Source organism: Acinetobacter sp. SK-43, from assembly GCF_015351505.1.
GTDB classification, from domain to species: Bacteria; Pseudomonadota; Gammaproteobacteria; order Pseudomonadales; family Moraxellaceae; genus Acinetobacter; species Acinetobacter junii.
Map to the genome: position 1 here is coordinate 1 of NZ_JADKPY010000024.1, position 26,804 is coordinate 26,804.

Below are 26,804 nucleotides of genomic sequence, written 5' to 3' on the forward strand. Positions count from 1 at the left end.
TAGAGTTCGCCCCAAGTCAGCATTTCAATCATCATCCACGAAGGCGGTAATTTCGGGCTGTCATATTTAGATAAATAGTGGCGTAAGAAGTTTTCTTTACGCACTTTGTCTTTCAAAGCATCTTTATCAGCTTGCGATACAGATTTACGTTGATCAATGGCTTTTTCATCACTCTCTAAGCGTTTTTTTTCATCCAGTAATTGCCGTTCAATACTGGCAAGCAAACGCATGTGGGTATAGTTATGGCTAAAATGCTGTTCATCGGTGTACCAAAAAGCATCATTGGAAAGATGACACAACACATTGCAAATTTGCGCCCGTATTGCCACTTCAATGCGTTCAATTGCATCCATGACCAAGAGCCGTAACTCCCGATCAAAGATATATAGGTTGAGTACATCATCAAATGAAGTATCTACTTTGTATTTATGAGGAATAATGTGGACTGTAAGAGGTAAATAAATAAAGGGAATTTGACTTTTAGGAAAATTAACATTCTCATTAGGTGACAAATAAATATTATTCACTATCTGAAAAGGAATGGTATAAGCCGATAAACGATAGTAGCCAATAAAGCTTAAATAGCGGTCTGCCCGTGCAAGATCGGGAATGATCAAGCCACGGTCTTGCCATGTTTGGAGGTGTTCTTGATTGCTTTTTGCCTGTTTAGTGAATTGAACCATCGTCTTTTCTCAGGCAAAAAAAACCTGCCGATTTGTGCATGAACAAGCGAACTTGAACATAGGCATGGCAGGTATGTTGGAAAGAATAATGCGATATTGCTTTACTAAAGTAAAGTGAGATTTACAATTTATTGTAAAATTCATGCCACTAACTCCCGAATATCAATTTTCCCTGTAACAGCATGAGAAATGACAGATGCTCGATATTCTTTGAGTTTTTCGATTAGTAGTTTTTGCTTATCTATGCAATTAACTATTTGTTGTATCTCTTTATCCAAGTAATCTGTAATTTTGTTTTGCTCTTTAATAGGGACTACAGGAATAATCAATTCAACTAAATCCCCCATATAAACACCACCAATGGTTGATTTATTAGTAAGTATTTTGAGTTGATTTTGTGATAAGTTTGATTCCAATATTCTTTGTAAAAAATTAGGCTCTAATTTATTGTTGGCTCTAAGAAAACATACACTTCTTTGAAAACTGATAGGTGTATCGAGTTCGTAAATACAACTTTGTCCTATCGTACCTACTACATTTATTAGTAAATCCCCCTTTTTAGGAAAGCCATTTGCCGTAATTTTTTGATGATCTTCAAGACTTATTTTTCTTTCATTATCATTTATTACTAATTTTCCATTTTTAATATTTTTGCCACTTAGTAGTAATTCCCCCTCAGTAGTTGAAACATGAGTGCCATGAGTTCCATCTTTAATTCCATCAAGATAGTATCTTAATTTTGAAATGTTCCAATGCTCAGGTACATTCCCCAACCATTCCACACCACTGTCTTTCATCGGTACATTTGGGTCTAAGCCTTTGGTCACCGCATGAGAAATTATTGATTTACGCTGTTCTTCCAAAAGCTCGATTAACTTTTCTTGCTTGGCAATGAGGTTGTCAATTCGGGTGGTTTCGGTGTTGAGGAATGAAACAATTTTTTGTTGGTCTATTTGTGGTGGTAAGGCTAAATACACATTTCTTGATTCATTCCATCTAAACTCAGTAGAACGGACACGAATTCCTTTAGCCAAACTATTTATAAAGCCTGTTTTTGCCATTGTTCTAAAAAAATGAGAATAAAAATGATGATTAATATTTTCATTTTTTGCATAGCAAACTGAATAAACAGGTGTAGATTTACCGCTTGAATCAGAAACCCCAATAGCACCTGCAAAAGCATCCATTTCGTGAATGACTAAATCACCACTATTGATGTGTTGATAACCATGTTCTTTAATGGAATTTGTGAAACCATCAGTACGTCTATTTTTTCGTAGTGTTACCTGACCATCCCTAAATGCAGTCACAATTTCATCATCTTCAAGTGCTTCTTCTTTTCGATGATTAAAAATATCTTTAGTTCTAACAATTTGCCAATGCTCAGGTACATCCCCCAACCATTCCACACCGCTATTTTTATAGCTTGGGTATTGTTTAAATTCCATTTTTAAACCTCCCCAAGCAACTGTGCAACTTCGGCAGACAGCTCTTTAATTTCAGCCATAATTTCATTCGGGTGGCGTGGCTGTTCAAACACATAAAAATAACGGTTAAAGTTAATTTCATAACCCACAACACCAACTTGACCGTCTTTGTCATCGGTATAACTTGTATCAATTACTGCATCAGGCGCATGAGGAAGTACCTCTTTTGCCATATAAGCAGCAATATCTTGATTTAGCGGGATGTTCTCGTAATCGGTAAGTTCACTGTCCATTTGCACTTCACCATTAATTTCAACGGCTTCGGCATCAGGATTTTGTACCCCAAACGCAGCGATCAAAGCATTCTTTAAACCCTTACTGACTTTGCTGATGGGGAGATTTTTCAGGAATGAATCTTCAAACCAAGCATAGTCTTTGCTGTCACCAAACTGCTGTTCAATATAAGCCGATACCGCATTTTGGTCGCTGTCGGATAACTTGCCAAATTCTTTTGATTCTTTAAATAGTTCAAGTTTTTCCGCATCAAATTGAAGATCAATGCGTAGAGGGCGCAAGACTTTTACTCGGCGATAGCCAAAATCGGTATAGTCAAAGATTTTACTGACCGAACTTTCTTCAAAATCTGCATAAATACGGCTAATTTCGTCAATCGAATCTTGGTCAATAAACTTGCGCTTGTTGCCCTCATTCTTGCGCATAGATGAACCCATGCCTGTAGCATCAATCAGTTGTACTTTGCCTTTACGCTGTTCAGGTTTACGGTTTGAAATCAGCCAAATATATGTACCAATACCTGTACGGAAGAAAATATCAGTCGGCAATGCCACAATTGCTTCGAGATAATCATTTTCTAAAATGAAGCGTCTGATTTCAGATTCACCTGACCCTGCACCACCGTTAAAGAGTGGCGAACCTGAAAGTACAATTGCACCACGACCACCACCATTTTCAGGCAGTTCTAGTTTGGAAATTAGATTTTGTAAAAAAAGCATTGAGCCGTCACTGGCTTTAGGCAAGCCCGCACCAAAACGCCCATTTAAGCCTTTTTCTTTATGCTCTAATTGAACCGCACTGGCATCTTTCGCCCATGACATACCGAAAGGCGGGTTAGAACATTGATAATGGAAACGCTGCCCAGCAAATAAGTCATTACTGAGGGTACTGCCCAATTTAATATTTTGTGATAAATCACGGCTTGGATCAGAATCCAGTTTTTTGAGCAACATTGAACCCAATGCGACCGCATGAGTTTCAGGCTGCAATTCCTGTCCATGGGGTACAAGTACAGGGGCAATTTTATAGCGGTCCTTAAAACCGTCTACATAGTTCATCATGTCAGTTAAAAAGCCCGATGTACCGCACGTTTGATCATAAATGGTACGGATTAAACCATTCTTTTGTTCAAACAGCTCATTATCAGGCTCAAGCAATAAAGTCGCTGCCAAATGCACAATATCACGCGGGGTCATAAAGTCCTCTGACCCCGTACCGACTTCCGCACCAAATCTAGCGATTAAATGTTCATAGACATTGCTCATGGTTCGGTCAGGAACAACATTCGGATGTAAGTCGATGGCAGCGAAATTATTGCAAATGCGTAGCAGTAAATTCGCTTTAGAAAGCTTATTAATTGTTGTATTGAAATCAAACTGTTCAAAGATTACACGCACGTTTTCAGAAAAATTAGAAATGTAATCTTCAAGGTTGGCTTTAGTTTTTGTACCGCCTAAATTGGAAAGGTTATAAGTCGATTTGTTATAGAACGGATTGCCGCTTACGTTAGTAAGAATATCGTCAAGCGCCATCCCTTGATCTTTAAATTGCTCATAAGTATTGAGAACAGCATCTTTAGTTGGTTCAAGTACACATTCCAAACGTCTTAATACCGTAAAGGGCAAAATGATTTTACCGAACTCTGTATGCGGAAAATCACCCCAAAGATCATTCGCATTGTTCCAAATAAAACTTGCCAGTGTAGATTCGGTATTGTTTGGTGCAGAAGCCATTTTGTTTTTCAACCTTATTTTGCAATAGTTAAATATTATGCAATTAACGTAGATTTTTCAACCTTGAAATGCAATATTTAAAAGTTTCAAATCTGACTAATTTTTTATTTTAGAATAAACACTTAATGTTAAAATTTATCACAGGATAATCATTAGGCTAGGTGTGAGATGCCAAATAAGCAAGAAAAAATGACAGCATTTGGACAGTTTCGTATCTTAAAAATTGGAACAAAGTATATTCAAGCTGAACTGATCGGTAGTGTAAAAAATTATCAAGCCCAACTTGTCAAAAATGCCGTGCTATCAGATATAGAAATAGGTGCAACCATTTTTCTGCGAGTAAATGATCAATCTACCCAAAACAGATACGGCACTAAAGTTCAGTTTGAACCAATTGAGCTTTTAACTGACCAAGCTGAAATTGAGAAATACATTTTGGCTGACAGGAAGCGAGTAGCAGAAATTTACATTCAAGCAGCACAAGAAAATTTGGATAAAGGTTGGTATAGTGGTGATGCCATAGATAAGGCACTATTTTTTAGCGCAAGTCATCCAACTTATAAACCAATCAATATTGAGCTACGCCACAGACGACTCAAAAATATCATTCATGCTTGTTGTAATTATCAGCACAAAACAACAGAACACTTCATTCATTTGTGTCGAGCAACTATAGATATGTACAAAGATGAGCAACGATTGAGTGATTTGGAATTGAGCAAGTTTGAACAAAGCATCATTAAGATACAATCTGATTTGAATTTATCAGAAGAAGATGCTCAACAAAAAGCAAATTAATATTTGAGTCAACTAAAAGGATTATTAAAAAGCTAAATTCACTTTCAACCTTATAATGCAAATTTTAAAAATGATTAGCTCAAGTAGTTTCAACCTTAGATTGCAAAATTAGAGTTTGTTAAGTTAAAAATAAGGTGAGATTTATAAAAACCCCACCCTAAAATGCAAATAGCCTTTTTTTATTAAAGCTAAAAATTTATGTACCAATATACAAAATTAAGCCACAGAATGCTGAAGCAAAAATGACATACATGACTTTGACTTCAAATTGAAATAAGGCAATAAATGCTGCTATCGCAATAACCATTGCTTCATAGTTGAATGGATGGTCGAATCCATTTGGCCACAAAACGTGGTAACTGAAGAAAAGTGCAAGATTCAAAATTACACCAACAACAGCGGCAGTGATTGCCGTCAAAGGTGCAGTAAATTTTAATTCATTATGGGTTGATTCAATCACTGGTGCGCCAGCTAGAATAAAAATGAAAGAAAACAGGAAAGTAAACCAAGTCACAATCATAGCACCCAGCGCACCCGCTAAGAACAGATGCTCATTGCCTAACAGAGCATGATTAAAGCCACCTAAGAATCCTACAAACGCAACAACCATAATCAGAGGACCTGGGGTGCTTTCTCCAAGGGCTAATCCATCGATCATTTGTACTGGACTCAACCACCCGTAAAAATTAACAGCACCTTGATAAACATAAGGTAATACTGCATAAGCACCACCGAATGTGAGCAATGCAGCTTTAGTAAAGAACCAAGCCATTTGAGTATAAGCATGATCCCAACCAAGCGTTGAAATCAAACTGATAATTGGTGCAAGCCATAGTATTGCTCCAATCAAAAGTATCTTAGCTAAATGTTTCCAACTAAATATTGCATGTTTTGGGGTAGGTGTATCATCATCGATGAATGCGGGACCATAATCTTTTTTACCTTGTTGGTGTGAACCTCCGCCTGTAAAAACGTTTGGATATTTTTTACTTGCTAAATATCCAATGATCGCAGCCGTTAGAACGATTAACGGGAATGGCAAGTTAAAGAAAAATATAGAGATAAATGCAAGCGCAGCGATTGCCCATAAAAACTTATTTTTCAATGATCGGCTACCAATCCGATATGTCGCATGAAAAACGATAGCAACAACAGCAGGTTTAATCCCATAGAAAAGACCTGCAATAATAGGAACATCACCAAATCTCACATAGACCCATGAAAGACCTATCAGGATAAATAAAGATGGTAAAACAAATAGGATTCCTGCAACTAATCCACCAATGGTTCGATGCATCAACCAACCAATATAAGTTGCTAATTGTTGTGCTTCTGGCCCAGGCAGTAACATGCAGTAGTTAAGAGCATGTAAAAAACGTTTTTCTGAAATCCAACGTTTTTGTTCAACGAGTTCTTGGTGCATGACCGCAATTTGTCCTGCTGGCCCACCAAAACTAATAAACCCCAATTTCAACCAGAATAGGAATGCTTGCCAAAATGAAACTGACAGTACCTCTTGTTCTGGTTGTATAACAAGTTCTTGTTCCATGATTATTCTCTTGATAGGTTGGCATATAAGCCATCGAAAATGTGATTCGATAATGCAAATAATTGGTCATCATCACTTATCTGACTTCGAATTCCTTGAATAACTTTTTCAATACCGATCGCTTCTGGAGGCTCAATCCCTCCTACATCAAGGTAATGAACAATTTCAGCGATTTTCTTTAATGCGGGTGTTTCTAAATTAAAACTATGTAAAAGAACCTCGAAGGTCACCCAATGATTGATGTGGCTGAAAGTTGCACCATCAAAATCGAATCCTAATGCTTCTTCTGGGCAGTCACTCGGTGTTTCTAACCAAATGAATGTTGGTGAGGTATCAATAAATGTTTTGATTAACCATGCAGAGGCTAGACGATCAATCCAAGGTCTTTTACGTGTTGCCCAAGTTCTATTTTGATAACTAGCTTTTTCTAGAAGTTGAATATGTGCTTGTATCGCTTGAGGCTCATTCACTTCACCAAGACGTGCAATTGAAAGTTCTAATGAAGATAGCTCATTCAAAACCTGTGCCTGAGTCTCATCGGGGTAGAAGTCAATTTCTACAAGCGCATCGATACTTTTTCTTAATTTACGAACTTGCTTGAGTAGCTCTTTTTTTTCATCTTTAGTCTGTCGATCTCTTAACTCAGAGAGTTGTTTATAGAGAGTGTCGTATTCTTCTTTGCGACTGAAAAAAGGAGCAAGTTCAATATTTAAGGGTTGCTCAGCATGAAATATATAAGCAGATCCTTGCTCTGAAATAACATCATTAGCAATAGGGTCAAACTTTTCACTATGCGAAATAGGGAGTAAGTAGACCCCATCTCTTAGAATTGCTGCACCACTTGCTTTGAGAGATCGCCAGACTCTCATTCGAGTGGTTGTGTTCTGCGTAGGCAGTGAGGATATGAGTAAAGATATTTTCATGTTATATACTCAACTTATTTGTTTAGTATATTACTTTTATTTTTATTGTGGTACAAATATGAAGAAATGATTTCTTATATCAGAATAGATATTAAGATGAATGTAAAACTGAAGTTTCTATAGGGCACAAGATGATTTGATAATGTAAGTGTTAAAGAGGCATAAATTGCTTAAATGTGAGAGTTTTGAAAAAGTACTCTTTAAAAAAAAGAGAACTTTTAACGTTCTCTTTTACATGAAATATTAGTCCAAAATTGTTAACTGGCTTCGGCGTCGTAGTGCTTCTAAATTTTGATATTTATTTACCAGATTAAAGGTAAGATTGTTAACCTCGTCTAGGTGCAGACATAGATCATTTGTTAACTTCGATAGATCAAATTTTTCCTGAGCTAAAACTTGAAAGACCTTATCGAGTAAAAGAGAAGACTCATGGGCGATTGGATTAGGTTCATTATTTCGTCCTCGTTGCGCTAATTGTTTATAAATACTTGTGGCATTCCAATCAGTAATAATACCTAATTTACTATAACGATACGTTAAGGCAGCAGCAGAAACTTGCCATATCTCTTTTTTGGACAGGATACTTTTTAATGATGGGATTCTTAGCGGATCTGCTAGCAGGCTTCTACGTGGCATTAAAAAGGCGGAAGCAAAAGCATTTGCTTCTTGTTCTACGTGGATACCTTCAATTATTCCATGTTTGTGCATAACTAAATGACCTAGTTCATGGGCTAAGTCGAATCGACATCTTTCAGCTGTTCTGGATGTATTTAGAAAAATAAATGGGCGGCCACTTGTCCATCTACAGCACGCATCAACATCTTGAGCTTCATCTGTAAGAGAAAAAACTCGAATACCTTTAGACTCTAAAAGTGCAATTAAATTGGGAATAGGCTGTTCTCCTAGTCCCCAAGCTTTTCTTACTGTATCGGCACATGCTTCAGGATAAGAGTATTCAAGATAATAATTACCCTCATCCTCATTAGCTTCGTCTAATGATTCAATTGTATCCGTAGAAAAGTCGCTTCTTAATTCATGTAAATCAGGTACATTGGGAAGTGGCAACTCAAAGTTCTGATCAATCCAGTCACTGATCATTTCAGCTAAGATAGTTTGGCTGATTGCCATATCTCTTTTTTTAGCTGTCATTTTAGATAGTGCTCTAAAACTAACAGATTCGACATGAATTTTTTCTACGTCATTTCCATAAAAGAAGCTGAGAGGAAAATCGAGAATCTCAGCTGCTTTTTCTAAAATTCTTTCATCAATTTCTTGGTTGTTATACCAGTTTGAAACAGTTCTATCAGTTACGTTTAATTGATGAGCCAAATCTCTCTTGGTCAAACCACGACGTTGACGAGCGAGATCGAAACGACCCATATTGAACATAATATTGCCTCTTAAGCATTTTTGCGTCTGATTTCAAAATCAATCGACGGGGGAGTTGGGACAGGGGAAAGAATACTATCAAATTCAGACTCAGGATCGAAACTAATTTCTTTTAAAATAATTCTTTCATGGTACTCAGCAAAGAATTTACCATTGTCTGTGAGTTTTGAGGGGCATGATAGCTCGCTTCTAATTATTTTGTTTTTATAATCAATGTAGTACATCAAAACCCAGCACCAAGTGTCTACAACTGCTTGTTCAGTTAACATGTCACCATGTAATTGAGCATTCGCAATTTTAGCAAACATACTTCCTTTGGGATTTCTATTTCTAGCAACCTTTCCAATCTTTAGGGATTCTGTATTTGAAGGAGTTTGTCCCTTTAATCCAACACATGTATTTCCCGCCATAAAGCTAATTAAAATCCCTCGTTTCTCATTACGAACCCATTCAGAGTTCCCTTGGGTGTATTTTGAATAACCTTTGGTTAATAGTCGTTCTCTTAAAAAAGCGGTTCCTTCAGCAAAATGCCTATAGCCACCATAAATTTTAGGGTGATTACTTGTTGTCTCATTACGTGCTGTAAAACCATCTTCTATGACTCCAAGTAAAACCTTCGAGTCAAAATCAAAAACTTCTTTTAATCTATTTTGGGCATCAAGTGGATCATCAATTGTTAGGTATAATGGCTGCATAAAATTGGCTCTATTAGCTTATCATTTATTCAGCATACATATTTTTAGGTGAAAAAAATAGAAATATTCATAGTTTTTGGTTAAAAAAATAGAAATTAAATTGTTTCAAGATTTATAAGAAACAATAATATCGATTGGTAGGTATATTCGTAGGATTTAGGTAGAATTGTGGATAATTCATGAGTTGTTAACATTTTACGAGGTTTTTTTAACAAAAGACTATTTTTTTAATTACTATTAATAAGTTTCTACACCAATTTTACACCTCAAACTTTTCTTACTTTAATATATTATTGATTTTAATTTATATTTTAAATATTTTTCTCCAATCCATCATTGGGGCAACGGAAATACGTGGCTTTAATGATTCAAGTGGTTGCATAAAATATTCTCGGATGTGGACAAGAAAAGAAAGGGCAGCATTATACGAGTTTTAGGAAAAATTCACCAATCATCCTCATCCTTGAGAAATCTAAATATTGGTTTATCTAAAGTTGATGCATTGCAGTGTTTTTTCGAGTGAGTAGTAAATCTAATAAGCTAAAGATCATACATGCCAGAACTAAGCCAATACCTGCAAAGCAAGTCATCGTCCAACCACCATGGTTCCATGCAAAAATTCCTAAAGCAGAACCGCACGCGCCACCGGTAAAATAAGCAGTCATATAAATGGCATTAATACGTGATTTTGCATCAGGGCGTAAGCGAAAGATTATGCTTTGATTGCTTGTGTGGACCAATGCAAGCGCCAACTGAATCAGTGTAAAACCCAAGATATAGCTAAATAAATAGAGCTGACCAAAATAAAAAAATATCCAACTTAAGATAAACAAACCACAACCCATCCAAGTGAGTTGATTGGTAAATCCCTGATCCGCATATTTACCAATATATTGGGTTGATAAAGCACCAAAAATACCAACTAAAGTCACCATACCAATAAATAAATCAGGTAATTGATGCGCAGAGCTAAGTAGTAAAGCAATCGTTGAGTACAAAATACTCACTGCTGCAAAAGCAAAACCACCTGTCAGTGCTCTCAGCACTAAACGTTTTTCTTGTTTTAATAGTTGCCCCATTGAAACAAATACTTGCCCATAATTCAGTTTCATCTTCATGACGTATGGCAGACGGCTTTTAAGTGCAAAGGCAAGAAACAGCATCAAAATTCCACTGACGATATAAATTACCTTCCAGTGAAACAAGTTTGAGAATAAGCCAGCTAGGCTAGTCGACAAAAGAATACCGACCAGTAGTCCACTCATTAAAAAACCTACAACTTCACCTGTTTTCTCAGGTTGAACAGTCATCGTTGCCAACGGTATCAATACTTGTGCTGCTACAGAAAATAATCCAGCCATAATGGTACCGACCCAAAGCATCGGTAAGTTCACAGAGAATGCACTGATAAACAATCCCGCTGCACATAAGCTCATTAAGAGTGGAATAAATTTGGTTTTATTCACCACATCGCCCATAGGGACAATAAAAAGTAAACCGAAAGCATAAGAAACTTGCGCAAAGGTAACTGTAAGAGCAGCTTGGCTTTGACTAACAGAGAAATACTGCTGTATGGAGTGGATGAGTGGTTGACTGTAATAGTTTGCACCGGCACATAGACCGCATGCAGCCGCCATAAACCAGAGTAAGGCTTTATTTTCACTAATATCTTGAGTGTTAGGCATAATGTTCTCTTAAACTGGTTTACACAGTATATGCAGTTGCTTCGATTTCAATTTGCATACCTTCCAACGCTAAACAAGGCACGGGAATGAGCGTACATGCAGGAAATGCAGCATTTCTCCAAAAGTGTTGGATAGTCTGTGTGAGCAAATGTAGTTTTTCAGCATTGTGATTGACAATTAACACGCGCAAAACAGCAATATCTTTGAGCTGTGCTTGTACTGAATTGAGTGCTGTTTGAATATTATAAAAGACTTGTTGTACCTGTTGGTCAAAATTCTGTGAAAGTTCACCTTTATTATTTTCTCCGCCTTGCCCTGAGATATGAATGATCTTCATATTAGGCTGAACGACAGGAATGTGACTATATCCATTTAGGCTAGGATCATACAGCCCATTTGGATTAATGAGTTTGAATGCGAGAGAATCTGAATCTTTCATGACTAAACCGTTCGTAGAAATTCTAAAAATGTTAGTATCAAAGCTCAAGTTAACTAGAGGTCAAGCAGATTTTGAAAAAACAACAATCTCCAAGTTGGCTAACGATAGGTGAGCTTGCAAAACGAAGCGGTGTAGGTGTTCCAGCCATTCGCTTTTATGAGGAAAAAGAATTAATTTGGGGGATACGAACGACAGGTAATCAGCGTCGTTATCAAAGGGCAATGCTGAGACGTATTGCTATTATTAAAACAGCGCAGTAAGTTGGAATATCATTACAACAAATCAAGCAAACCTTCGAAACTTTACCTAAACATCGCAGTGCGACAAAAAAAGATTGGCAAATCATGTCTCAACAGTGGCAAGGACAACTGGATCAACAAATTATGATGTTACTCCAATTGCGACAGCAGTTAGATCAATGTATTGGATGTGGGTGCTTATCTCTGGAACAATGTCCTTTACGAAACCCTGACGATTGTCTTGCTGAAGAAGCAATGGGAGCACATTTTCAAAAAATTTTGTTTTTGATGAATCAAGATGACATTGATAATTCAACATAATGTCTATTTTTGCACTAAAATTGTGCAATATGGTGCTTTTAGTAAGACAATCTCCCATAAATATCACTTGAGAAAATGCCATTTAAACTTTTTACATTTCTTTTTTAGTTTTCCAATCTTTTTTTGCATAGTGAGATCAACCCAATCTTAAGAAAAATGAATCAAGTGAAAGCGAAATAAGCTGTTGTTATCAGATAAATTGATAGAAAAGTCGCATTTAAAACCAGTAAAACTTTTAAAGAAGCCAATCCTTATAATTAAATGCATGATTAAGATGCAAATTGACCTAATCAATTGATACGTACATAAGCAAATCGAATCATTCAGAGATGAGCTGTGATATTTATGTATCAGAGATAGTGAGAGCGGATTTTAGTTTATTTATGAGATATCGCTATACAGGCTTTTATATCAATAAAAGCTTAGGCAAGAATTGAGCTGTATTGATAATAATCAAATCGAATTATTTTGTTTGTATAAATTTGAATCATTGCTTAACGGGAAGACAAACGTGCTGAGCATACAAGGTTTAAATGCAAATATGAATCATCAGTTCAAAATATAGGTATTTATTAAATAAATATTGGGTGGAATTTTAAAAAACTTCCATTAGAATCCAAAATTCTATAAAGAATACTCCTGGGGGAAACATTGCTATCAGCGATGTTTACTTAAGAAAAACTAGCTTGAGGAACGCTCATGCAGATCGGAATCCCAACCGAAACTGTCGTCGGTGAAAGTCGTGTAGCTGCTACACCTGAGACAGTAAAGAAGTTGATTAACGCAGGTCATAGCGTTGTCATTGAACGTGGTGCTGGTGTTAAAGCTGCGTATATTGACAGTGCTTATGAACAAGTTGGCGCAACCATTACGGACGATGCATATACAGGTAGCCAAATTATTTTGAAAGTACGTGCTCCGAAAGGTGACGAGATTCAAAAGCTTGCGGCTAACACTACTGTAGTAGCAATGTTTGACCCTTACCGCAATCCAGAATTAGACCAGTTTGCTACTCAGCAAGTGTCTGCTTTTGCATTAGAGTTACTTCCACGTACACTTTCACGTGCACAAAACATGGATGTACTTTCTTCACAAGCAAACTTGGCAGGTTATAAATCTGTATTGTTAGCAGCGGCTGAATATCAACGTATGTTCCCAATGTTAATGACTGCTGCGGGTACCGTAAAACCTGCACGTGTTGTGATCATGGGTGTTGGTGTTGCAGGTCTTCAAGCCATTGCGACTGCAAAACGTTTAGGTGCAGTTGTAGAAGCAACAGACTTACGTCCAACAGCAAAAGAGCAGGTTGAGTCTTTAGGCGGTAAATGGTTAGACGTACCAATGTCCGATGAAGAAAAACAACGTGCTGCTGAAGCTGCGAAAAGCGGATACGGTTGGCAGCCTGGTGAGCAATACATCAAAGATCAAGCTGCGATTGTAGATAAAGCTGTATCAAATGCTGACATCGTAATCACGACTGCATTGATTCCAGGTCGTAATGCTCCACGTCTGATCAAAGCTGAAACTGTTGCCAAAATGAAACCAGGTTCTGTCATCTTAGATATGGCTGTTGAAACTGGTGGTAACGTTGAAGGTTCTAAAGAAGGCGAGACTGTTGTTACTGAAAATGGCGTGAAAATTTTGGGTATCCCAAATATTCCAGGCACAGTTGCAACAGAAGCATCTGCATTGTATGCACGTAACGTTTTCAACTTCCTTGAAACATTATTCGACAAAGACAAAAACTTTGCGATCAATCAAGAAGATGAAATCCAAAAAGCGTTACTCGTGACTCATGGCGGTCAAGTACTGCTCAAGCGCGGTTAAGGAGAGTTCTCATGGTTGAAACGATTACAATTTTCGTCCTTGCCATCTTCGTAGGTTACTACGTAGTTTGGGGAGTAACACCTGCGTTACATACACCACTTATGGCGGTAACGAACGCATTGTCTTCAATCATTATCGTTGGGGCAATGATCCAAACCGTGGGTATGCCTGTGATTGGTGTTGAAGCAAATGTAGCTTTCCAAAGCGTAAACGTTGTGAGCATCTTGGGTGCAATTGCTGTGTTCTTGGCAAGTATCAACATTTTTGGTGGCTTCGCTGTAACTGCTCGTATGCTTGAAATGTTCAAGCCGAAGCAAAAGAAAAAAGAGGGCTAATAGATGGAATTTATTCGAGACTATGCGGATTGGTTCTACCTGATTGGTGCCGTCCTTTTTATCTTAACTTTGCGTGGTTTGTCAGGTCCTAAAACTGCAATCGCAGGTAACCGTTACGGCATGATCGCTATGGCGATTGCTGTAGTGACAACATTCTTTGTTGCAGAGCATCCAGTTGTTTGGATGATCGTTGGTGCGATGGTACTTGGTGGTGTGGTTGGTATCGCTCGTGCGCGAACTGTTCCGATGACACAAATGCCTGAAACAGTTGCTTTAATGCACTCATTGGTTGGTTTGGCTGCGGTATTAATTGCGATTGCTGCGATTTTACACAACAATCAATTAACAGCATTATTTGCTGAAAATGAAACTGCTTTAACTGCTGCTGGCGTACAGCATGCTCATATGAGCAAAGTTCATTTATTTGAATTGTTTGTAGGTTGTTTCGTTGGTGCGATTACATTTACAGCATCAGTATTTGCTTACGGTAAATTAGCTGCTAAGAAATGGGCAAAAACGATTTCTGGTGCATGGGTTAAACCTGTTCAAGCGCTTATCTTTGCTGCAATGCTTGCGGCAGGCATTATGTTCTTCTTGACGAATAACATGACTGCTTTCTGGGCGATGACAGCACTTGCACTTGCATTTGGTTGGGTTTGGATTGCGCCAGTTGGTGGCGGTGATATGCCAGTTGTGGTATCGCTTCTTAACTCATTCTCTGGTTGGGCTGCAGCTGGTATTGGTTTCACACTAGAAAACAATATGTTAATCGTTGCTGGTTCACTTGTAGGTTCTTCTGGTGCGATTCTTTCTTACATCATGTGTAAGGCGATGAACCGTTCAATCATCAACGTATTGTTTGGTGGTGCGATGGGTGGTGCAGCAGTTGCTACAGCGGACAAAGGCGAACAAGTTCAACGTAACTATCGTTCTGGTTCAGCAGATGACGCAGGTTTCTTGATGTCAAATGCTGACAGCGTTGTGATTGTACCTGGTTATGGTATGGCGCAAGGTCGTGCACAGAATGCAGTTAAAGAATTATGTGAAATCTTAAAAGAACAAGGCGTAACAGTACGTTTTGCGATTCACCCAGTTGCTGGTCGTATGCCTGGTCACATGAACGTATTACTTGCTGAAGCTGATGTTGCGTATGAAGACATCTTAGAGATGGATGAGATCAACTCAGACTTCCCAGCAACTGATGTAGTACTTGTAATCGGTGCGAACGACGTAGTTAACCCTGCAGCGAAAGATGATCCAAGTTCACCAATCTATGGTATGCCGATTCTTGAAGCTCACAAAGCTCGTACAATCATGGTGATCAAACGTTCTATGGCAACAGGTTATGCTGGCTTAGACAATGACTTGTTCTACAATGAAAAAACAATGATGATCTTCGGTGATGCGAAGAAAGTTGTTGAAGATATGACGAAAGCAATCAATGGTGGTGGTCACTAATCTGACCTCGCTCAAGATTGTAAAAGCCACCCTCGGGTGGCTTTTTTATTTCGTTCTCATCAATTAAAGAAAACCTTCTACAAGATCCATGGATTGATCATAGAGTTCACGAGCGAGTTGTTGATTTTTTGCGTGTGGTGATTTCCAGTCTGGCATATGTGCACTGACATATTCACCATTACGATTTGCCCAATGATCTGCAATCGCCATATCTGTAATTAACTTAGCTGGAACAGAAGTGGGGACTAAGCCGATTTTCATAACTTCATAAACAGGTTTTGGTAGTTCGCGATAGATGTCTGATGCAACGCCACCTGGATGCAAAGCATTATTGGTAATGGTGCTATTCGCCATACGTTCAGCTAAAGCATTACTGAATAAAAGATTCGCTAACTTAGATTGCCCATAATAAAACAGCGGATTGTAAAAACCTTCTGCGCGAAATTTATTAGGTTTGATTGAACCTGCCCAATGTGCAATTGAAGCAAGGTGGATGATGCGGGCTTTAGGTGCTTTTTCTAAAACTGGGAGAAGCTTTTGGGTAAACAGGAAGTGACCGAGATAATTCACACCAAATTGTTGTTCAAAGCCATCTTGAGTGAGTTGTTTGGTCTTAGCAAACAATCCTGCATTATTAATTAATACATCTAAATCACCATAACGATCCGAAATTTCATCCGCTGCTTTTCGTGTATGTTCTAGGCTATTTAAATCTAAAGAAATAAAATCCACTTGCCCTTGGTCTAATGCACGTAACTTTTTCAGTGCAGCCTGTGCCTTTAGAGGGTTACGACAAGCCAAAATGACATGTTGTCCATTTTTCACAAGTTGTTCAGCGGTAGCGAAACCAATCCCAGTATTCGCACCTGTAATTAAAATTTTCATTCCTATGCTCCAGTAATACTTATATTTCTAAAACTTTAAAGCATTGTTATATTGCTTTAATTTTGACAATTTGTCATGTCAATTTTATGCGTAAGGTGATTCATATTTATTTGAGATACGTATTTGTCAATGAAGAGACTGATATTCAATGTGATTTCTACAAGATATCTATGGCATATCTAAGTTTTTATTTTTTTACATTGAATAAATATAAATACTTGAAAATATAAAAAGAAATATATGTTTATCTTGGCATTCTCCTTGCATTGGATTGAATGATCTTTTAAGGGGAATTTAATGAAAAATATAATTTTGATTTCTACATTTTTAATATTTCTCTCAACATCAGTATCCGCGTCAACAGCACCGAATATTCAAGAAATTCGTATTTCACTCGATAGTGTTTGGGTGGTTATTGGGGGGATCTTGGTGTTTTTCATGCAGGCAGGATTTGCATTGATCGAAAGTGGGTCAGTGCGTAGTAAAAATACAGTCAATGTACTGATGAAGAACTATATGGATACCTGTATCGGGGGCTTAGTATTTTGGTTGTTTGGATTTGGATTAATGTTTGGCTTAAATCAATCAGGATGGATTGGATTGAGCCACTTTATGCCAGATCAGATGGATGATTGGCACTGGAACTTGCTTTTCTTCCAAATGATGTTTGCTGCGACAGCGACAACCATTGCGAGTGGAGCAATGGCAGAGCGTATCCATTTTGTTGCCTATGTAGTAAGTGCCATTTTTGTGAGTGGTGTGATTTATCCAGTTTTTGGCAGTTGGGCGTGGGGTGGTTTGTTTGGGGGAGATGGTTGGCTTAAAGCCATGGGCTTTATTGATTTTGCAGGTTCTACAGTTGTGCATTCTATCGGTGGTTGGGTGGCTCTTGCAGGAATTATTGTCCTTGGTCCTCGTTTAGGGCGATTTGGGCGTAAAGGACAAAGCCATTTTTTAGCTGGACATAATTTACCTCTAGTTGCGCTAGGTGGGTTTATTTTGTGGTTTGCTTGGTTTGGTTTTAATGCTGCTTCAACTGTTTCAGCAAATGTCAGTATTGGTCGTATTGCGTTGAATACACATTTAGCAGCATGTGCAGCAGCTTCAACTTATATGATTTTGGCATTGATCCGATCTAAAGCTGTATTAATACGCAATACCATTAATGCTTCGCTGGCGGGGTTGGTCGCGATCACTGCTGGTTGTGCCACGATGTCGCCAATTTTCGCAATTATGACAGGTGTTGGCGCAGGTATATTGATTAGCTTTGTGCCACAACTTCTTGTCAAAATGCAGTTGGATGATGTTGTAGATGCGGTTGCAGTTCATGGCGTATGTGGTGCTTGGGGTACATTGGCTGCTGGTGCATTTTTGGAAACTAATCTTTTTGATGCAAATGTGATGTATGTTCAGATCATAGGGATTTTTGCTGCGTTCGTTTGGGGATTTGGTTTGGCATTGCTGGTATTTAAGATTTTGGACAAAGTTCTTGGAGGTTTGAGAGTGTCTCAGCAACATGAACAACGAGGCCTGGATTATACCGAGCACGCGGAGCTTTCATACCCAGAGTTTCAAAGGGATTTAACCTTTGATGCTGACAATATTACGCATCGTCATTAATAGGAGCTGTATTTATGGCTGAATTAACGATTGAGCAAAAGAGATTAGCAATCGAAAAAGGCTTATCTCAGTTTTTACCTGAGTCTGTTTTGCAGCGTGCTTTAAGTTATTGGGAGCGTGAATATGGGCATCAGCCATCATTTGTTTTGAATCGATTTCTCAGTGAAATTTGTTCAAATGATGAATTGCGTATGCAGCGCAAAGAAATGTTGCGTCAAGTTCTATACGAAATCTCAATATTAGAGAAGCAGCAACATCTTAAAGTAAAAGATAAAAAAGTATCCAACACACAGCCTAGTATTCAAATTAATGAAAATAATAATGCGCTTTTTCAGGTGTTTTATGATTTCGTGATGGCTGTATTAAAGGGTGTGATACGAGATGATTATCTAGAGTTTGTGGAAGAAATACAGAAAAGCATGAAGAAGCATCGATTACTTGCTGGATATTTTTATCTTCTGGGTGCAGAGCAGGAGTCATTAAAGCAAATTTCACAGCAACATTATGCTGATATGTTAACTGTGCTATATGCGATTTATTGTGATTTTTACGGTCCGATTAAAGCAGATCAGCTTTATGCTGCAATACGGCAAGAAATCAAACAGAATTATACTGAAGTGAATCTCGCATCGTTATTATAGATATAAAAAAGCGACCTACTAAGGTCGCTTTTTTGAGCTTTAAGCTACTGTTTCAGGAGTGCGCCATAGGCTTTCGAGATCATAAAACTTACGGGCAGTAGGTAACATTACATGTACAACGACATAACCTAGATCGATAAGGATCCATTCAGCATCTCGTTCGCCTTCGACGCCGAGTGGGCGGAAACCTGCTTTACGTGCTTCATCAGCAACATTATCAGCAAGGGCTTTAACATGACGAGTAGAAGTACCGCTTGCAATTACAATTGCATCGGCAACATTACTGATTGAACTTACATCAAGTTCTAAAATATCTTTGGCTTTTACATCTGCAAGGGCTTCATGTACAACTTTTAGACAAGCTTGTACATCTTTATTAGATGGTTGGATTTTTAGGTCGTGAGAATTAGAAGCGCTGGGCGATGGTTCTAAATTCATAGAGGGTATATTTTCCTGACAATTGCTCATTGTCAAATATACCGTTTTTCTCTAAAAAATTCAAATTTTAGCCGTAACAGTTTATGTATTCACATCATTGGAGAAGTATTTTTTTTTCCATCCAAATGATTGATCTGATTGATCTTTTGGTCTGTATTCAGCCCCAATGTAGCCTTTGTAGTCACTCTGAAGTAACCAATCGAAAATAGGCTTGTAGACAATACTACCTGTATCGGGTTCATGTCGATGTGGACAATCTGCAAATTGAATATGTCCAATAAGATCAATATTTTCCTGCAATCCTGCTAGAACATCTTCCCCCATCATTGCCATATGATAGCAATCGTATTGCATTTTAAGCGCAGGGTGATTTACTGCTTCTAACATTTCTTGGGCTTGAGCAATATTTTGAACGAGAAAGCGGGGCATGTCGGTCCCGTTAATCATTTCAAATACAGGAGTAATACCTTGTTCTGTCAGCATATGGCATGCAAGTTTTAAGTTGCTTGATAATGTGTTTAGGCAAGGTAAAAGGTCTGCATCCAAAGGTTGCTTACCTGCCAAAATATTGACACTTGGTACCTTGAGTGCTTTTGCATATTTGATGGCTAATTCAAGTGCGTGATGAAAAGCGATTTCCTGACCTGGCACCCCTGCAAGACCATCACCACCTTGCATAAGATCCCCAGCTGGAACATTAATTAAGCAAAGTGATAACCCATGTTGTTCAAGCTGAGTTTGAATGTCTAGGATGTCTAATTCGTATGGGAATTGAATTTCAACATGTTGAAAACCATGATTTCGAGCGAGTTCGAATCGTTCTATCAAAGGTACTTCAGTAAAAATCATGGATAAATTGACTGCAAGTCGGCTCATGTTCAATCTCCTTGAATTAATACTTTATTGTTCTATATATTGAATAATAGTCGCTAAATCCTTCTCAGCAAAGCCATTTTCTTGGTGAGCTTGTAACTGTAATAGAGCTTTTTGTGCAACAGGTATTGTTAAGTTAAAACTTTGAGCTAGTTTTAGCGCATTATTTAAATCTTTTGATAAAGTTTGCACTTTCCATTGCACGGGTTCGAATGTATGAGTTGCCATTCGTGGTGCAAGTATTTGAAATGGTTTGGAGTCGGCGAAACCGCCTGCAAGAGCAGGGGCAAGTAGTTGGGTGTCAACACCTGCTTGGTCTGCTAAAGCGACAGCTTCTGCAATCAAGGTGCTATTTGCAGCAACGATTAATTGATTACATATTTTTGTTGCTTGACCAGTGCCAGATGCCCCCATGCGCGTAACACGTTGTGATAATACTTGATATATCGGAGCAAGTTGCTGGATGGTTTGTTCATCTCCACCTGCAAAGATGACCAGTGTCCCTTGTTCAGCGCCTGCAGTCCCACCTGAAACGGGTGAGTCAATCCATGTTAGGTTTTTTTCTTGAGCAGCCCGAGCTAAATTTTGTGTTGCTGAGACAGACAAGCTTGAGAAATCGACAAGAATCTGTCCTGAGGTTAAATGAGGTTGAATTTTGCTGAAAACACTTTCGACGGCAGAGTCATCAGCCAAACAGATTAGAATAACGGGATATTCATTTATTTGTTCTAAGTCGAGTGCAATCGCACCTTGTTGAATGATTGAATCACATGCATGTGGACTTCGATTCCAAACAGCGACTTTATAACCTGCTTGGAGTAATCGGATTGCCATACGCGTTCCCATTAACCCCATTCCTAAGAATGCGATTGGTGTTTGCTGATTAACATGCATGTGAAAATACTCAGATCATAATTACTTGTATTGACGAGGTAAGAATTGAACTTCAGGGTTCTTATCTTTCTTACGAGCGAGGGCACTATTTTTACCTAATAACAGTTTGAGTTGCCATAATTTTTCAAGGCGTAATGCTTTTTCTGGTTGGTGCTCCATGGCGTCGAGCACTCGTTTTGCTGCCATTAATGCATCTGGTGAGCGTTGCAGCATTTCTTGAGCAATCACATGTGCTTTTGCTAAAGGATCTTGATCAAGATGAGTCACTAAACCGATATTTTTTGCATATTCTGCATCAAAGATACGTGCAGTGAGTGTGAGTTCTTTCGCCAAATCAACACCGATCAAACCTTTTAATGAACGCGTTAAACCCATGTCTGGTACTAATCCCCAACGACTTTCCATAATAGACATTTGGGTGTTAGGTGTTGCAATACGAATATCTGCGGCAAGAGCAAGCTGCATTCCTGCACCAAAACAATATCCCTCAATCGCAGCAATGACTGGGATCGGAAGATTTTGCCAAATAAGAAATGCTTTTTGGAATAAGCTTTGCCCTGGCTTGATCAGTTCCCACGCTGCAAATGCCGTATTTTTGGGATTGTTCAGGTCGGATAAGTCAATCCCAGCACTGAAGACATGTGCTTCACCTGTCAAAATGACACAACGAATCGAGCGATCTTTTTCGATTTTTTTTGCAGTGGAAACAAGTTCTTTTAATAATGCAAAACTCATAGCATTACGTTTGTCTGGGCGGTTTAGATAAACCGTTGCAATTCCGTTGTTTTTCTCAATACGTAAAAGCGACATTTGCTTAACTCTTATTGTGTGCGATAAGTCAGCATAGCATGAGTCCCAGAGTGGAAACATGACACAACAGTCACGCTAAATGTCATGAGAGTGTAAAACCAGATTAGCAGCTAGCTTGACTTGTTCGATTGCCATGTTAAGTTCATTAAAGCGATGTTTTGTTTCACGAATAAATGCATCATCCGCTTTTCTACGCTCCTTTCGCAGTGTCGAAATAAATTGCTCAAATTCACCAGAAACACGTTGCAGGTTAGGTGTGCCAACATAACGTGTTGCACCATATAAGCGGTGCAAGACATGTTCCAGCTGAGGGAAATCTTCAAGTTCGATTAACTGCTGCATTTCTGCTAGTTCAGTATCAAAGCTATCGACTAACATGTTGAGTAGGTCTTGAGCGAGATCTTCTTTATTCGCGGCAAGTTGAATGCTTTGTTGCCAATTTAGAATTTGCGGGTCAATCGATTCAACAGGACGTTTCTGCTCATTCACTTGAGTTTGAGAACTAAAATTATTCTTTGTCCAATGGGTAAGGATTTGAATGATTTGTTCCATTTGAATAGGTTTGGTGACGTAATCATTCATACCCACTTTGAGTAGCTTTTGTTTTTCATCCGCTAAAGCGTGTGCTGTAAGAGCAATGATTGGGAGCTGCATACCTGAATCTAAGGTTGATTCTAATGAGCGAATCGCTCTCGTGGTATCAATTCCTGACATCACAGGCATTTGAATGTCCATGAAAACAAGATCAAAAGGCGGAAGTTTTTGCTCGATGCGTTCTTGAATCAGGTCAATAGCTTTTTGACCACTCAATGCTTTGGTTGTGGTGACATTTAACTCACCAAGTAAGGCTTCAAGAACGATGAGGTTTGGTAAGTGGTCATCAACGGCTAAAACATGCAAGCCTTGACCATTAAAGTCTTCAGGTTCTTGTTCGAAGATCGGTTGGTTGCTCAGGAGCTGTACAAGTTCACGACGACTCAATGGCTGATAAAGTGGTCGAGCGCGGTATTCATTGAGCATATTTGGTTCAAGGCTCATTTGATATCCGTACACAGCTAAATTGCCGCTATAACGTTGACGGATTTCTTTGAGCAATGCTTCTGTATCGCCACTGTGATCAACGATCAGCCATGTATTATCTTGTTGGCTTAAATGATTTAAGCGACTGAATAGATCCAGAATTGATTGGGTTTCAATATGTGAGACATGGTAGTTTTCTAAATATGAACGTAAAACACTTGCTGTTGCAGGGTGAGCGAGATAAGACACCACTTGCAAGTGCTCAAAGTGTGGATGCTCAACATATTCATCTTGCTCTTCAACTTTAAACAGCGCCGTGAACCAAAAGGTTGATCCTTTTTCTGTCGGTGCGCGTTCTTGATTGTCTTCGAAGCCGATGTGACCATGCATTAAGTGTACTAATTGTTTGGAAATTGCTAACCCAAGACCTGTACCACCAAATTGTCGCGTGACGGATGCATCACCTTGCGAGAATGATTCAAATAATTTTTTACGATCGGTCCCACTTAGACCAATCCCGCTATCTTGAACACTGAAATGTAGTAAACATTGACCAATTTCATCATCCTCCATTCGAACGCGCACGATGATTTCGCCATCGGGGGTGAATTTGATTGCATTTGAGATGAGGTTAGTCAGAATTTGTTTAAAGCGTAATGCATCGCCTACAACGTGTTGTGGGATATTTTCAGCATAGTAGAACGCCATGTTGATATGCTTTTGTGCAGCCAAAGGCGAAAGCATATCCATAACATCAAAAATAGCTTCTTCTAGGTCAAAAGGTGCAGTTTCGAGTTCTAGTTTTCCTGCATCAATTTTAGAAAAGTCCAGTACGTCATTAATGAGTGCCAATAGATGTGCAGATGACTTGCGTATAGTCTGAAGATACAGGTTTTGTTCATTACTCAAATTTTGTTGGCGGAGTAATAAATGAATAAAACCATCAATACTATTTAGTGGTGTTCTCAGCTCATGGCTGATATTGGCAAGGAAAACAGATTTTGATTGATTTGATGAAATTGCTTGGTCACGTGCCTGACGATAGGTAATGTTTTGGACTTCTAAGGTATCTAAGGTGCGGCGTAAATCTTCTTCTGTCTGTTCAGTATGTTCTTTAAGTTCCAAGAAACTGAAGTGTAGGCGTTTAACAACGTTGGCTATATCTCGCTGCAATAAACGTAGCTCACCAGTACTGTTCACTACAATATGTTGATCTAATGTATCTGCATTTAAGCGTTGCATTTGCATCCGTATTTCATACAGTGGAGCTAACCAACGTCGTGAAAATACATTTAAGCAGAACAATAGAATGAGTAAGGTGATCAGACCTGTTACGACTAGTGATAATAAAATCTTATAGCGAGCCAGTTCTAGAGGATGATTATCGAGCTCAACCATCAACCAAACTGGATTGGTAGCATCACTTTTAATTTTTGTACCGTAAATACTGTTGTGATTGTGTTGTATTGGTCCAAAAAAATTACTGTTATTTGGGAAAGTTGGCCAGAAACGATTGTTTTGATAGCCGACGCTAAGATAGGTTTGTCCTTGATTATCAATCAAAACGGCTCGTTGTAAGTTCTTCTCATTAAACATCTTTTGCATGATGTTTTGAGCACGATAATATTGATCAGGACGTTCTTGCACCAGTCGCAGTAAATCTGCGGCAGTTTGATGATATCGAGCTAAGATTGCAGAAGCATCTGAACGTTGTTGTTGTTTTGCTGAGTTCGTCGTTTCTGATAAGACCCAAAAAATTCCAACGCTGGTCAATACCGCAATCGGCACTAAAATCAGTGCGATCAACTGTCCGTAAGCATGATTCAGCCGTAAACGCTTTGATAGGGTTTTATTGAAATTTGACATAGTGCGGTCAGATTTATCATTCTGCGAAACATCTTATCATGCTTTGAGAAAAGCGAGGCATTTACCAGCCAATAAAAAGCATATTGAAAAGGTGCAGTATTTTGGTTTTTTTCATACAATAGTCGCCACCTTAATATCGGTGTCGATCATGACGAATACGCAAACTGATTTTTTAGCAGAAGAATTTTTACTGGATTATTATGTCGGTAAAAGCCCCTTGGTGCGTTTACAGCGTTTAGCGAGTCATACTCAAGCCACAGTATTAGCAAAATTAGAAGGCAACAATCCTGCTGGATCAGTGAAAGACCGTCCTGCTTATAACATGATTATCCAAGCTGAAAAGCGTGGAAAAATTAAGCCTGGTGATACTTTGATTGAGGCAACCAGTGGAAACACAGGTATTGCACTTGCGATGGTTGCGGCAATGCGCGGCTATAAAATGAAACTGATCATGCCAAACAATATGAGCCAAGAGCGTAAAGATGCAATGTCTGCGTATGGTGCTGAGTTAATTGAAGTGACTCAGAAACAAGGTATGGAAGGTGCTCGTGATCTCGCGATGCAAATGCAAGCTGAAGGTAAGGGCTTGGTGCTGAACCAGTTTGGTAATCCAGATAACGTTGAAGCACATTATCTCACGACAGGTCCTGAAATTTGGAAACAAACAGGTGGGAAAATCACCCATTTTGTAAGCTCAATGGGAACTACGGGTACCATCATGGGTGTTTCCAAATATTTAAAAGAACAAAATCCTGATATTCAAATTGTAGGCCTACAGCCGTCTGATGGTTCAAGTATTGCTGGAATCCGTCGTTGGCCAGAAGAGTACTTACCAACTATTTTTGATCGTAGTCGTGTTGATCGTATTATTGATATTCCACAAATTGAAGCTGAGCGAACTATGCGTAAGCTCGCCCGCCATGAAGGTATCAGTGCTGGTACATCATCGGGTGGTGCAGTGTGGGCATCTATTAAAATCGCAGAAGAAAATCCTGACGCAGTGATTGTATGTATTATCTGTGATCGCGGTGATCGTTACTTATCAACGGGATTATTCTCCGTACAAGATTAAAATCTCCGCCTAGCCCCTCTCTTTGCAAAGGAGAGGTTGGGAGGGATTGAGCGAGATTCCGATGAACTTACGTTTTCCAATTTTAGTTTTTGATATTGAAACACTCACTGATCTAAAGGCAGGGGCCCATCTTTATCATTTAGATTTACCTGATACGGATGCGGAGCAAGCGCTTACAAAAATTCGTCGTCAAGAATCTGGTATGGATTTTCAGCGACTTCCATTACATGAGATCGTTTGTATTTCAGGATTATGGATTGATGAAAAAGGGTTTCGACTTTTTTCGTTTAGTCAGGAAAATAACTCCGAAGCAGAAATGTTAACTAAATTTTTATCAATTTTTGATAAAAAACAGCCTACGTTGATCAGTTGGAATGGTTCGCAGTTTGATTTGCCCGTTATTTTATTTAGGGCGATGTATCATGGTTTATCTGCTCCAAGTTTATTTGATCAAGGCGAAATTGATAACCAGAAGCGGTATAATAACTACCAAAATCGTTATCACCAGCGTCATGTAGATTTGATGGATGTGATGGCGATGTTTAATGGTCGCAATTTCCAGAAGCTTGATGATATTGCCTGTTTACTTGGCTTCCCAGGCAAGCGTGGTGAATCAGGATATCATGTACCAGAGTATGTGCGCTCGGCACAGTGGTTGAAACTGACCAGTTATTGCGAAGGCGATGTCTTAAATACATGGTTGGTTTATTTGCGTTGGTTATTGTTGAAAGGTCAATTAAATCGACTTGATCATCAACAGTTGATTCAATCAACTATTGATTATTTACAAACTCAAACGCAACAGACAGAATTTTTACAGGTATGGCAGCAGACATCGCAATATACTGTATTCACCGCAGATACGTTTGCGCAAAAAAATTAGGTTGATC

At 38.6% G+C, this 26,804-nt stretch carries 23 protein-coding genes and 1 pseudogene; 9 read left to right on the forward strand and 15 right to left on the reverse strand.

Annotation, left to right across the window (positions count from 1 at the left end; genetic code table 11):
- The 3 genes from IRT38_RS05985 to IRT38_RS05995 all read right to left on the reverse strand — a co-directional run.
- A partial coding sequence (locus tag IRT38_RS05985) for an Abi family protein (RefSeq protein WP_194597199.1) occupies nt 1–683 on the reverse strand: 683 nt, incomplete at its 3' end.
- Between the two features lie 140 nt (nt 684–823).
- Nucleotides 824–2,131 (reverse strand): restriction endonuclease subunit S, encoded by a 1,308-nt coding sequence (locus IRT38_RS05990; protein ID WP_194597200.1) that lies wholly within the window; start codon nt 2,129–2,131, stop codon nt 824–826.
- Between the two features lie 2 nt (nt 2,132–2,133).
- Nucleotides 2,134–4,137 (reverse strand): class I SAM-dependent DNA methyltransferase, encoded by a 2,004-nt coding sequence (locus tag IRT38_RS05995; RefSeq protein ID WP_194597201.1) that lies wholly within the window; start codon nt 4,135–4,137, stop codon nt 2,134–2,136.
- Nucleotides 4,138–4,305: 168 nt separating this feature from the next.
- On the opposite strand from IRT38_RS05995, the gene IRT38_RS06000 reads away from it, so the two are divergent.
- Nucleotides 4,306–4,935, forward strand: coding sequence for a hypothetical protein (locus IRT38_RS06000; RefSeq protein WP_194597202.1), 630 nt, complete (start codon nt 4,306–4,308; stop codon nt 4,933–4,935).
- Between the two features lie 196 nt (nt 4,936–5,131).
- Here the strand turns inward: IRT38_RS06000 and chrA are convergent, their stop codons facing one another.
- The 6 genes from chrA to IRT38_RS06030 all read right to left on the reverse strand — a co-directional run bounded on the left by chrA (nt 5,132) and on the right by IRT38_RS06030 (nt 11,615).
- Entirely contained in the window at nt 5,132–6,484 is a 1,353-nt protein-coding gene (gene chrA, locus IRT38_RS06005; RefSeq protein ID WP_194597203.1) for a chromate efflux transporter, read from the reverse strand.
- A 2-nt stretch (nt 6,485–6,486) separates the two neighbouring features.
- Nucleotides 6,487–7,407, reverse strand: a complete 921-nt coding sequence (locus tag IRT38_RS06010; RefSeq protein WP_194597204.1) for a chromate resistance protein ChrB domain-containing protein — start codon at nt 7,405–7,407, stop codon at nt 6,487–6,489.
- Nucleotides 7,408–7,650: 243 nt separating this feature from the next.
- On the reverse strand, nt 7,651–8,796 hold the full coding sequence (locus tag IRT38_RS06015; protein WP_194597205.1) for an XRE family transcriptional regulator: 1,146 nt from the start codon (nt 8,794–8,796) through the stop codon (nt 7,651–7,653).
- A gap of 11 nt (nt 8,797–8,807) precedes the next feature.
- The gene (locus IRT38_RS06020; protein WP_194597206.1) at nt 8,808–9,491 is read right to left on the reverse strand and encodes a hypothetical protein; all 684 of its coding nucleotides are present in this window, start codon (nt 9,489–9,491) and stop codon (nt 8,808–8,810) included.
- A gap of 488 nt (nt 9,492–9,979) precedes the next feature.
- On the reverse strand, nt 9,980–11,176 hold the full coding sequence (locus tag IRT38_RS06025; RefSeq protein WP_194597207.1) for an MFS transporter: 1,197 nt from the start codon (nt 11,174–11,176) through the stop codon (nt 9,980–9,982).
- 19 nt (nt 11,177–11,195) lie between these two features.
- Complete coding sequence (locus IRT38_RS06030) at nt 11,196–11,615, reverse strand: RidA family protein (protein WP_194597208.1); 420 nt, start codon at nt 11,613–11,615, stop codon at nt 11,196–11,198.
- 71 nt (nt 11,616–11,686) lie between these two features.
- On the opposite strand from IRT38_RS06030, the pseudogene soxR reads away from it, so the two are divergent.
- The 4 genes and pseudogenes from soxR to IRT38_RS06050 all read left to right on the forward strand — a co-directional run bounded on the left by soxR (nt 11,687) and on the right by IRT38_RS06050 (nt 15,795).
- Nucleotides 11,687–12,175, forward strand: a pseudogene (gene soxR / locus IRT38_RS06035) (redox-sensitive transcriptional activator SoxR).
- Between the two features lie 699 nt (nt 12,176–12,874).
- Nucleotides 12,875–14,002: a Re/Si-specific NAD(P)(+) transhydrogenase subunit alpha gene (locus IRT38_RS06040; protein ID WP_004906659.1), complete on the forward strand. Its 1,128-nt coding sequence runs from the start codon at nt 12,875–12,877 to the stop codon at nt 14,000–14,002.
- Between the two features lie 11 nt (nt 14,003–14,013).
- The gene (locus IRT38_RS06045) at nt 14,014–14,337 is read left to right on the forward strand and encodes a proton-translocating transhydrogenase family protein (protein WP_004681730.1); all 324 of its coding nucleotides are present in this window, start codon (nt 14,014–14,016) and stop codon (nt 14,335–14,337) included.
- A 3-nt stretch (nt 14,338–14,340) separates the two neighbouring features.
- Entirely contained in the window at nt 14,341–15,795 is a 1,455-nt protein-coding gene (locus IRT38_RS06050; RefSeq protein WP_153569679.1) for an NAD(P)(+) transhydrogenase (Re/Si-specific) subunit beta, read from the forward strand.
- A 63-nt stretch (nt 15,796–15,858) separates the two neighbouring features.
- On the opposite strand, the gene IRT38_RS06055 is transcribed toward IRT38_RS06050, so the two are convergent.
- A complete protein-coding gene (locus IRT38_RS06055; protein ID WP_194597209.1) occupies nt 15,859–16,680 on the reverse strand; it encodes an SDR family NAD(P)-dependent oxidoreductase in 822 nt (273 codons plus the stop codon).
- 297 nt (nt 16,681–16,977) lie between these two features.
- Here IRT38_RS06055 and IRT38_RS06060 point away from each other — a divergent pair, with 297 nt between their 5' ends.
- Both IRT38_RS06060 and IRT38_RS06065 read left to right on the forward strand, forming a co-directional pair.
- Nucleotides 16,978–18,300, forward strand: a complete 1,323-nt coding sequence (locus tag IRT38_RS06060; RefSeq protein WP_087539543.1) for an ammonium transporter — start codon at nt 16,978–16,980, stop codon at nt 18,298–18,300.
- A 14-nt stretch (nt 18,301–18,314) separates the two neighbouring features.
- Nucleotides 18,315–18,941 carry a hypothetical protein gene (locus IRT38_RS06065; RefSeq protein ID WP_194597210.1) on the forward strand — a complete coding sequence of 209 codons (627 nt, stop codon included), beginning with the start codon at nt 18,315–18,317 and terminating at the stop codon, nt 18,939–18,941.
- Nucleotides 18,942–18,980: 39 nt separating this feature from the next.
- Here IRT38_RS06065 and rsfS read toward each other — a convergent pair whose 3' ends face one another.
- From rsfS to IRT38_RS06090, 5 genes are all read right to left on the reverse strand, one after another.
- Entirely contained in the window at nt 18,981–19,379 is a 399-nt protein-coding gene (gene rsfS / locus IRT38_RS06070) for a ribosome silencing factor (RefSeq protein ID WP_194597211.1), read from the reverse strand.
- Nucleotides 19,380–19,460: 81 nt separating this feature from the next.
- Entirely contained in the window at nt 19,461–20,255 is a 795-nt protein-coding gene (locus IRT38_RS06075; RefSeq protein ID WP_042891691.1) for a hydroxypyruvate isomerase family protein, read from the reverse strand.
- 24 nt (nt 20,256–20,279) lie between these two features.
- Nucleotides 20,280–21,146 (reverse strand): NAD(P)-dependent oxidoreductase, encoded by an 867-nt coding sequence (locus IRT38_RS06080; protein WP_194597212.1) that lies wholly within the window; start codon nt 21,144–21,146, stop codon nt 20,280–20,282.
- A gap of 21 nt (nt 21,147–21,167) precedes the next feature.
- Complete coding sequence (locus IRT38_RS06085; RefSeq protein ID WP_004906675.1) at nt 21,168–21,956, reverse strand: crotonase/enoyl-CoA hydratase family protein; 789 nt, start codon at nt 21,954–21,956, stop codon at nt 21,168–21,170.
- A 75-nt stretch (nt 21,957–22,031) separates the two neighbouring features.
- Nucleotides 22,032–24,842, reverse strand: coding sequence for an ATP-binding protein (locus IRT38_RS06090; RefSeq protein ID WP_194597213.1), 2,811 nt, complete (start codon nt 24,840–24,842; stop codon nt 22,032–22,034).
- A 148-nt stretch (nt 24,843–24,990) separates the two neighbouring features.
- On the opposite strand from IRT38_RS06090, the gene cysM reads away from it, so the two are divergent.
- Nucleotides 24,991–25,914 (forward strand): cysteine synthase CysM, encoded by a 924-nt coding sequence (cysM, locus tag IRT38_RS06095; RefSeq protein ID WP_194597214.1) that lies wholly within the window; start codon nt 24,991–24,993, stop codon nt 25,912–25,914.
- Nucleotides 25,915–25,975: 61 nt separating this feature from the next.
- Nucleotides 25,976–26,797: a 3'-5' exonuclease gene (locus IRT38_RS06100; RefSeq protein ID WP_194597215.1), complete on the forward strand. Its 822-nt coding sequence runs from the start codon at nt 25,976–25,978 to the stop codon at nt 26,795–26,797.
- Nucleotides 26,798–26,804 lie beyond the last annotated feature (7 nt).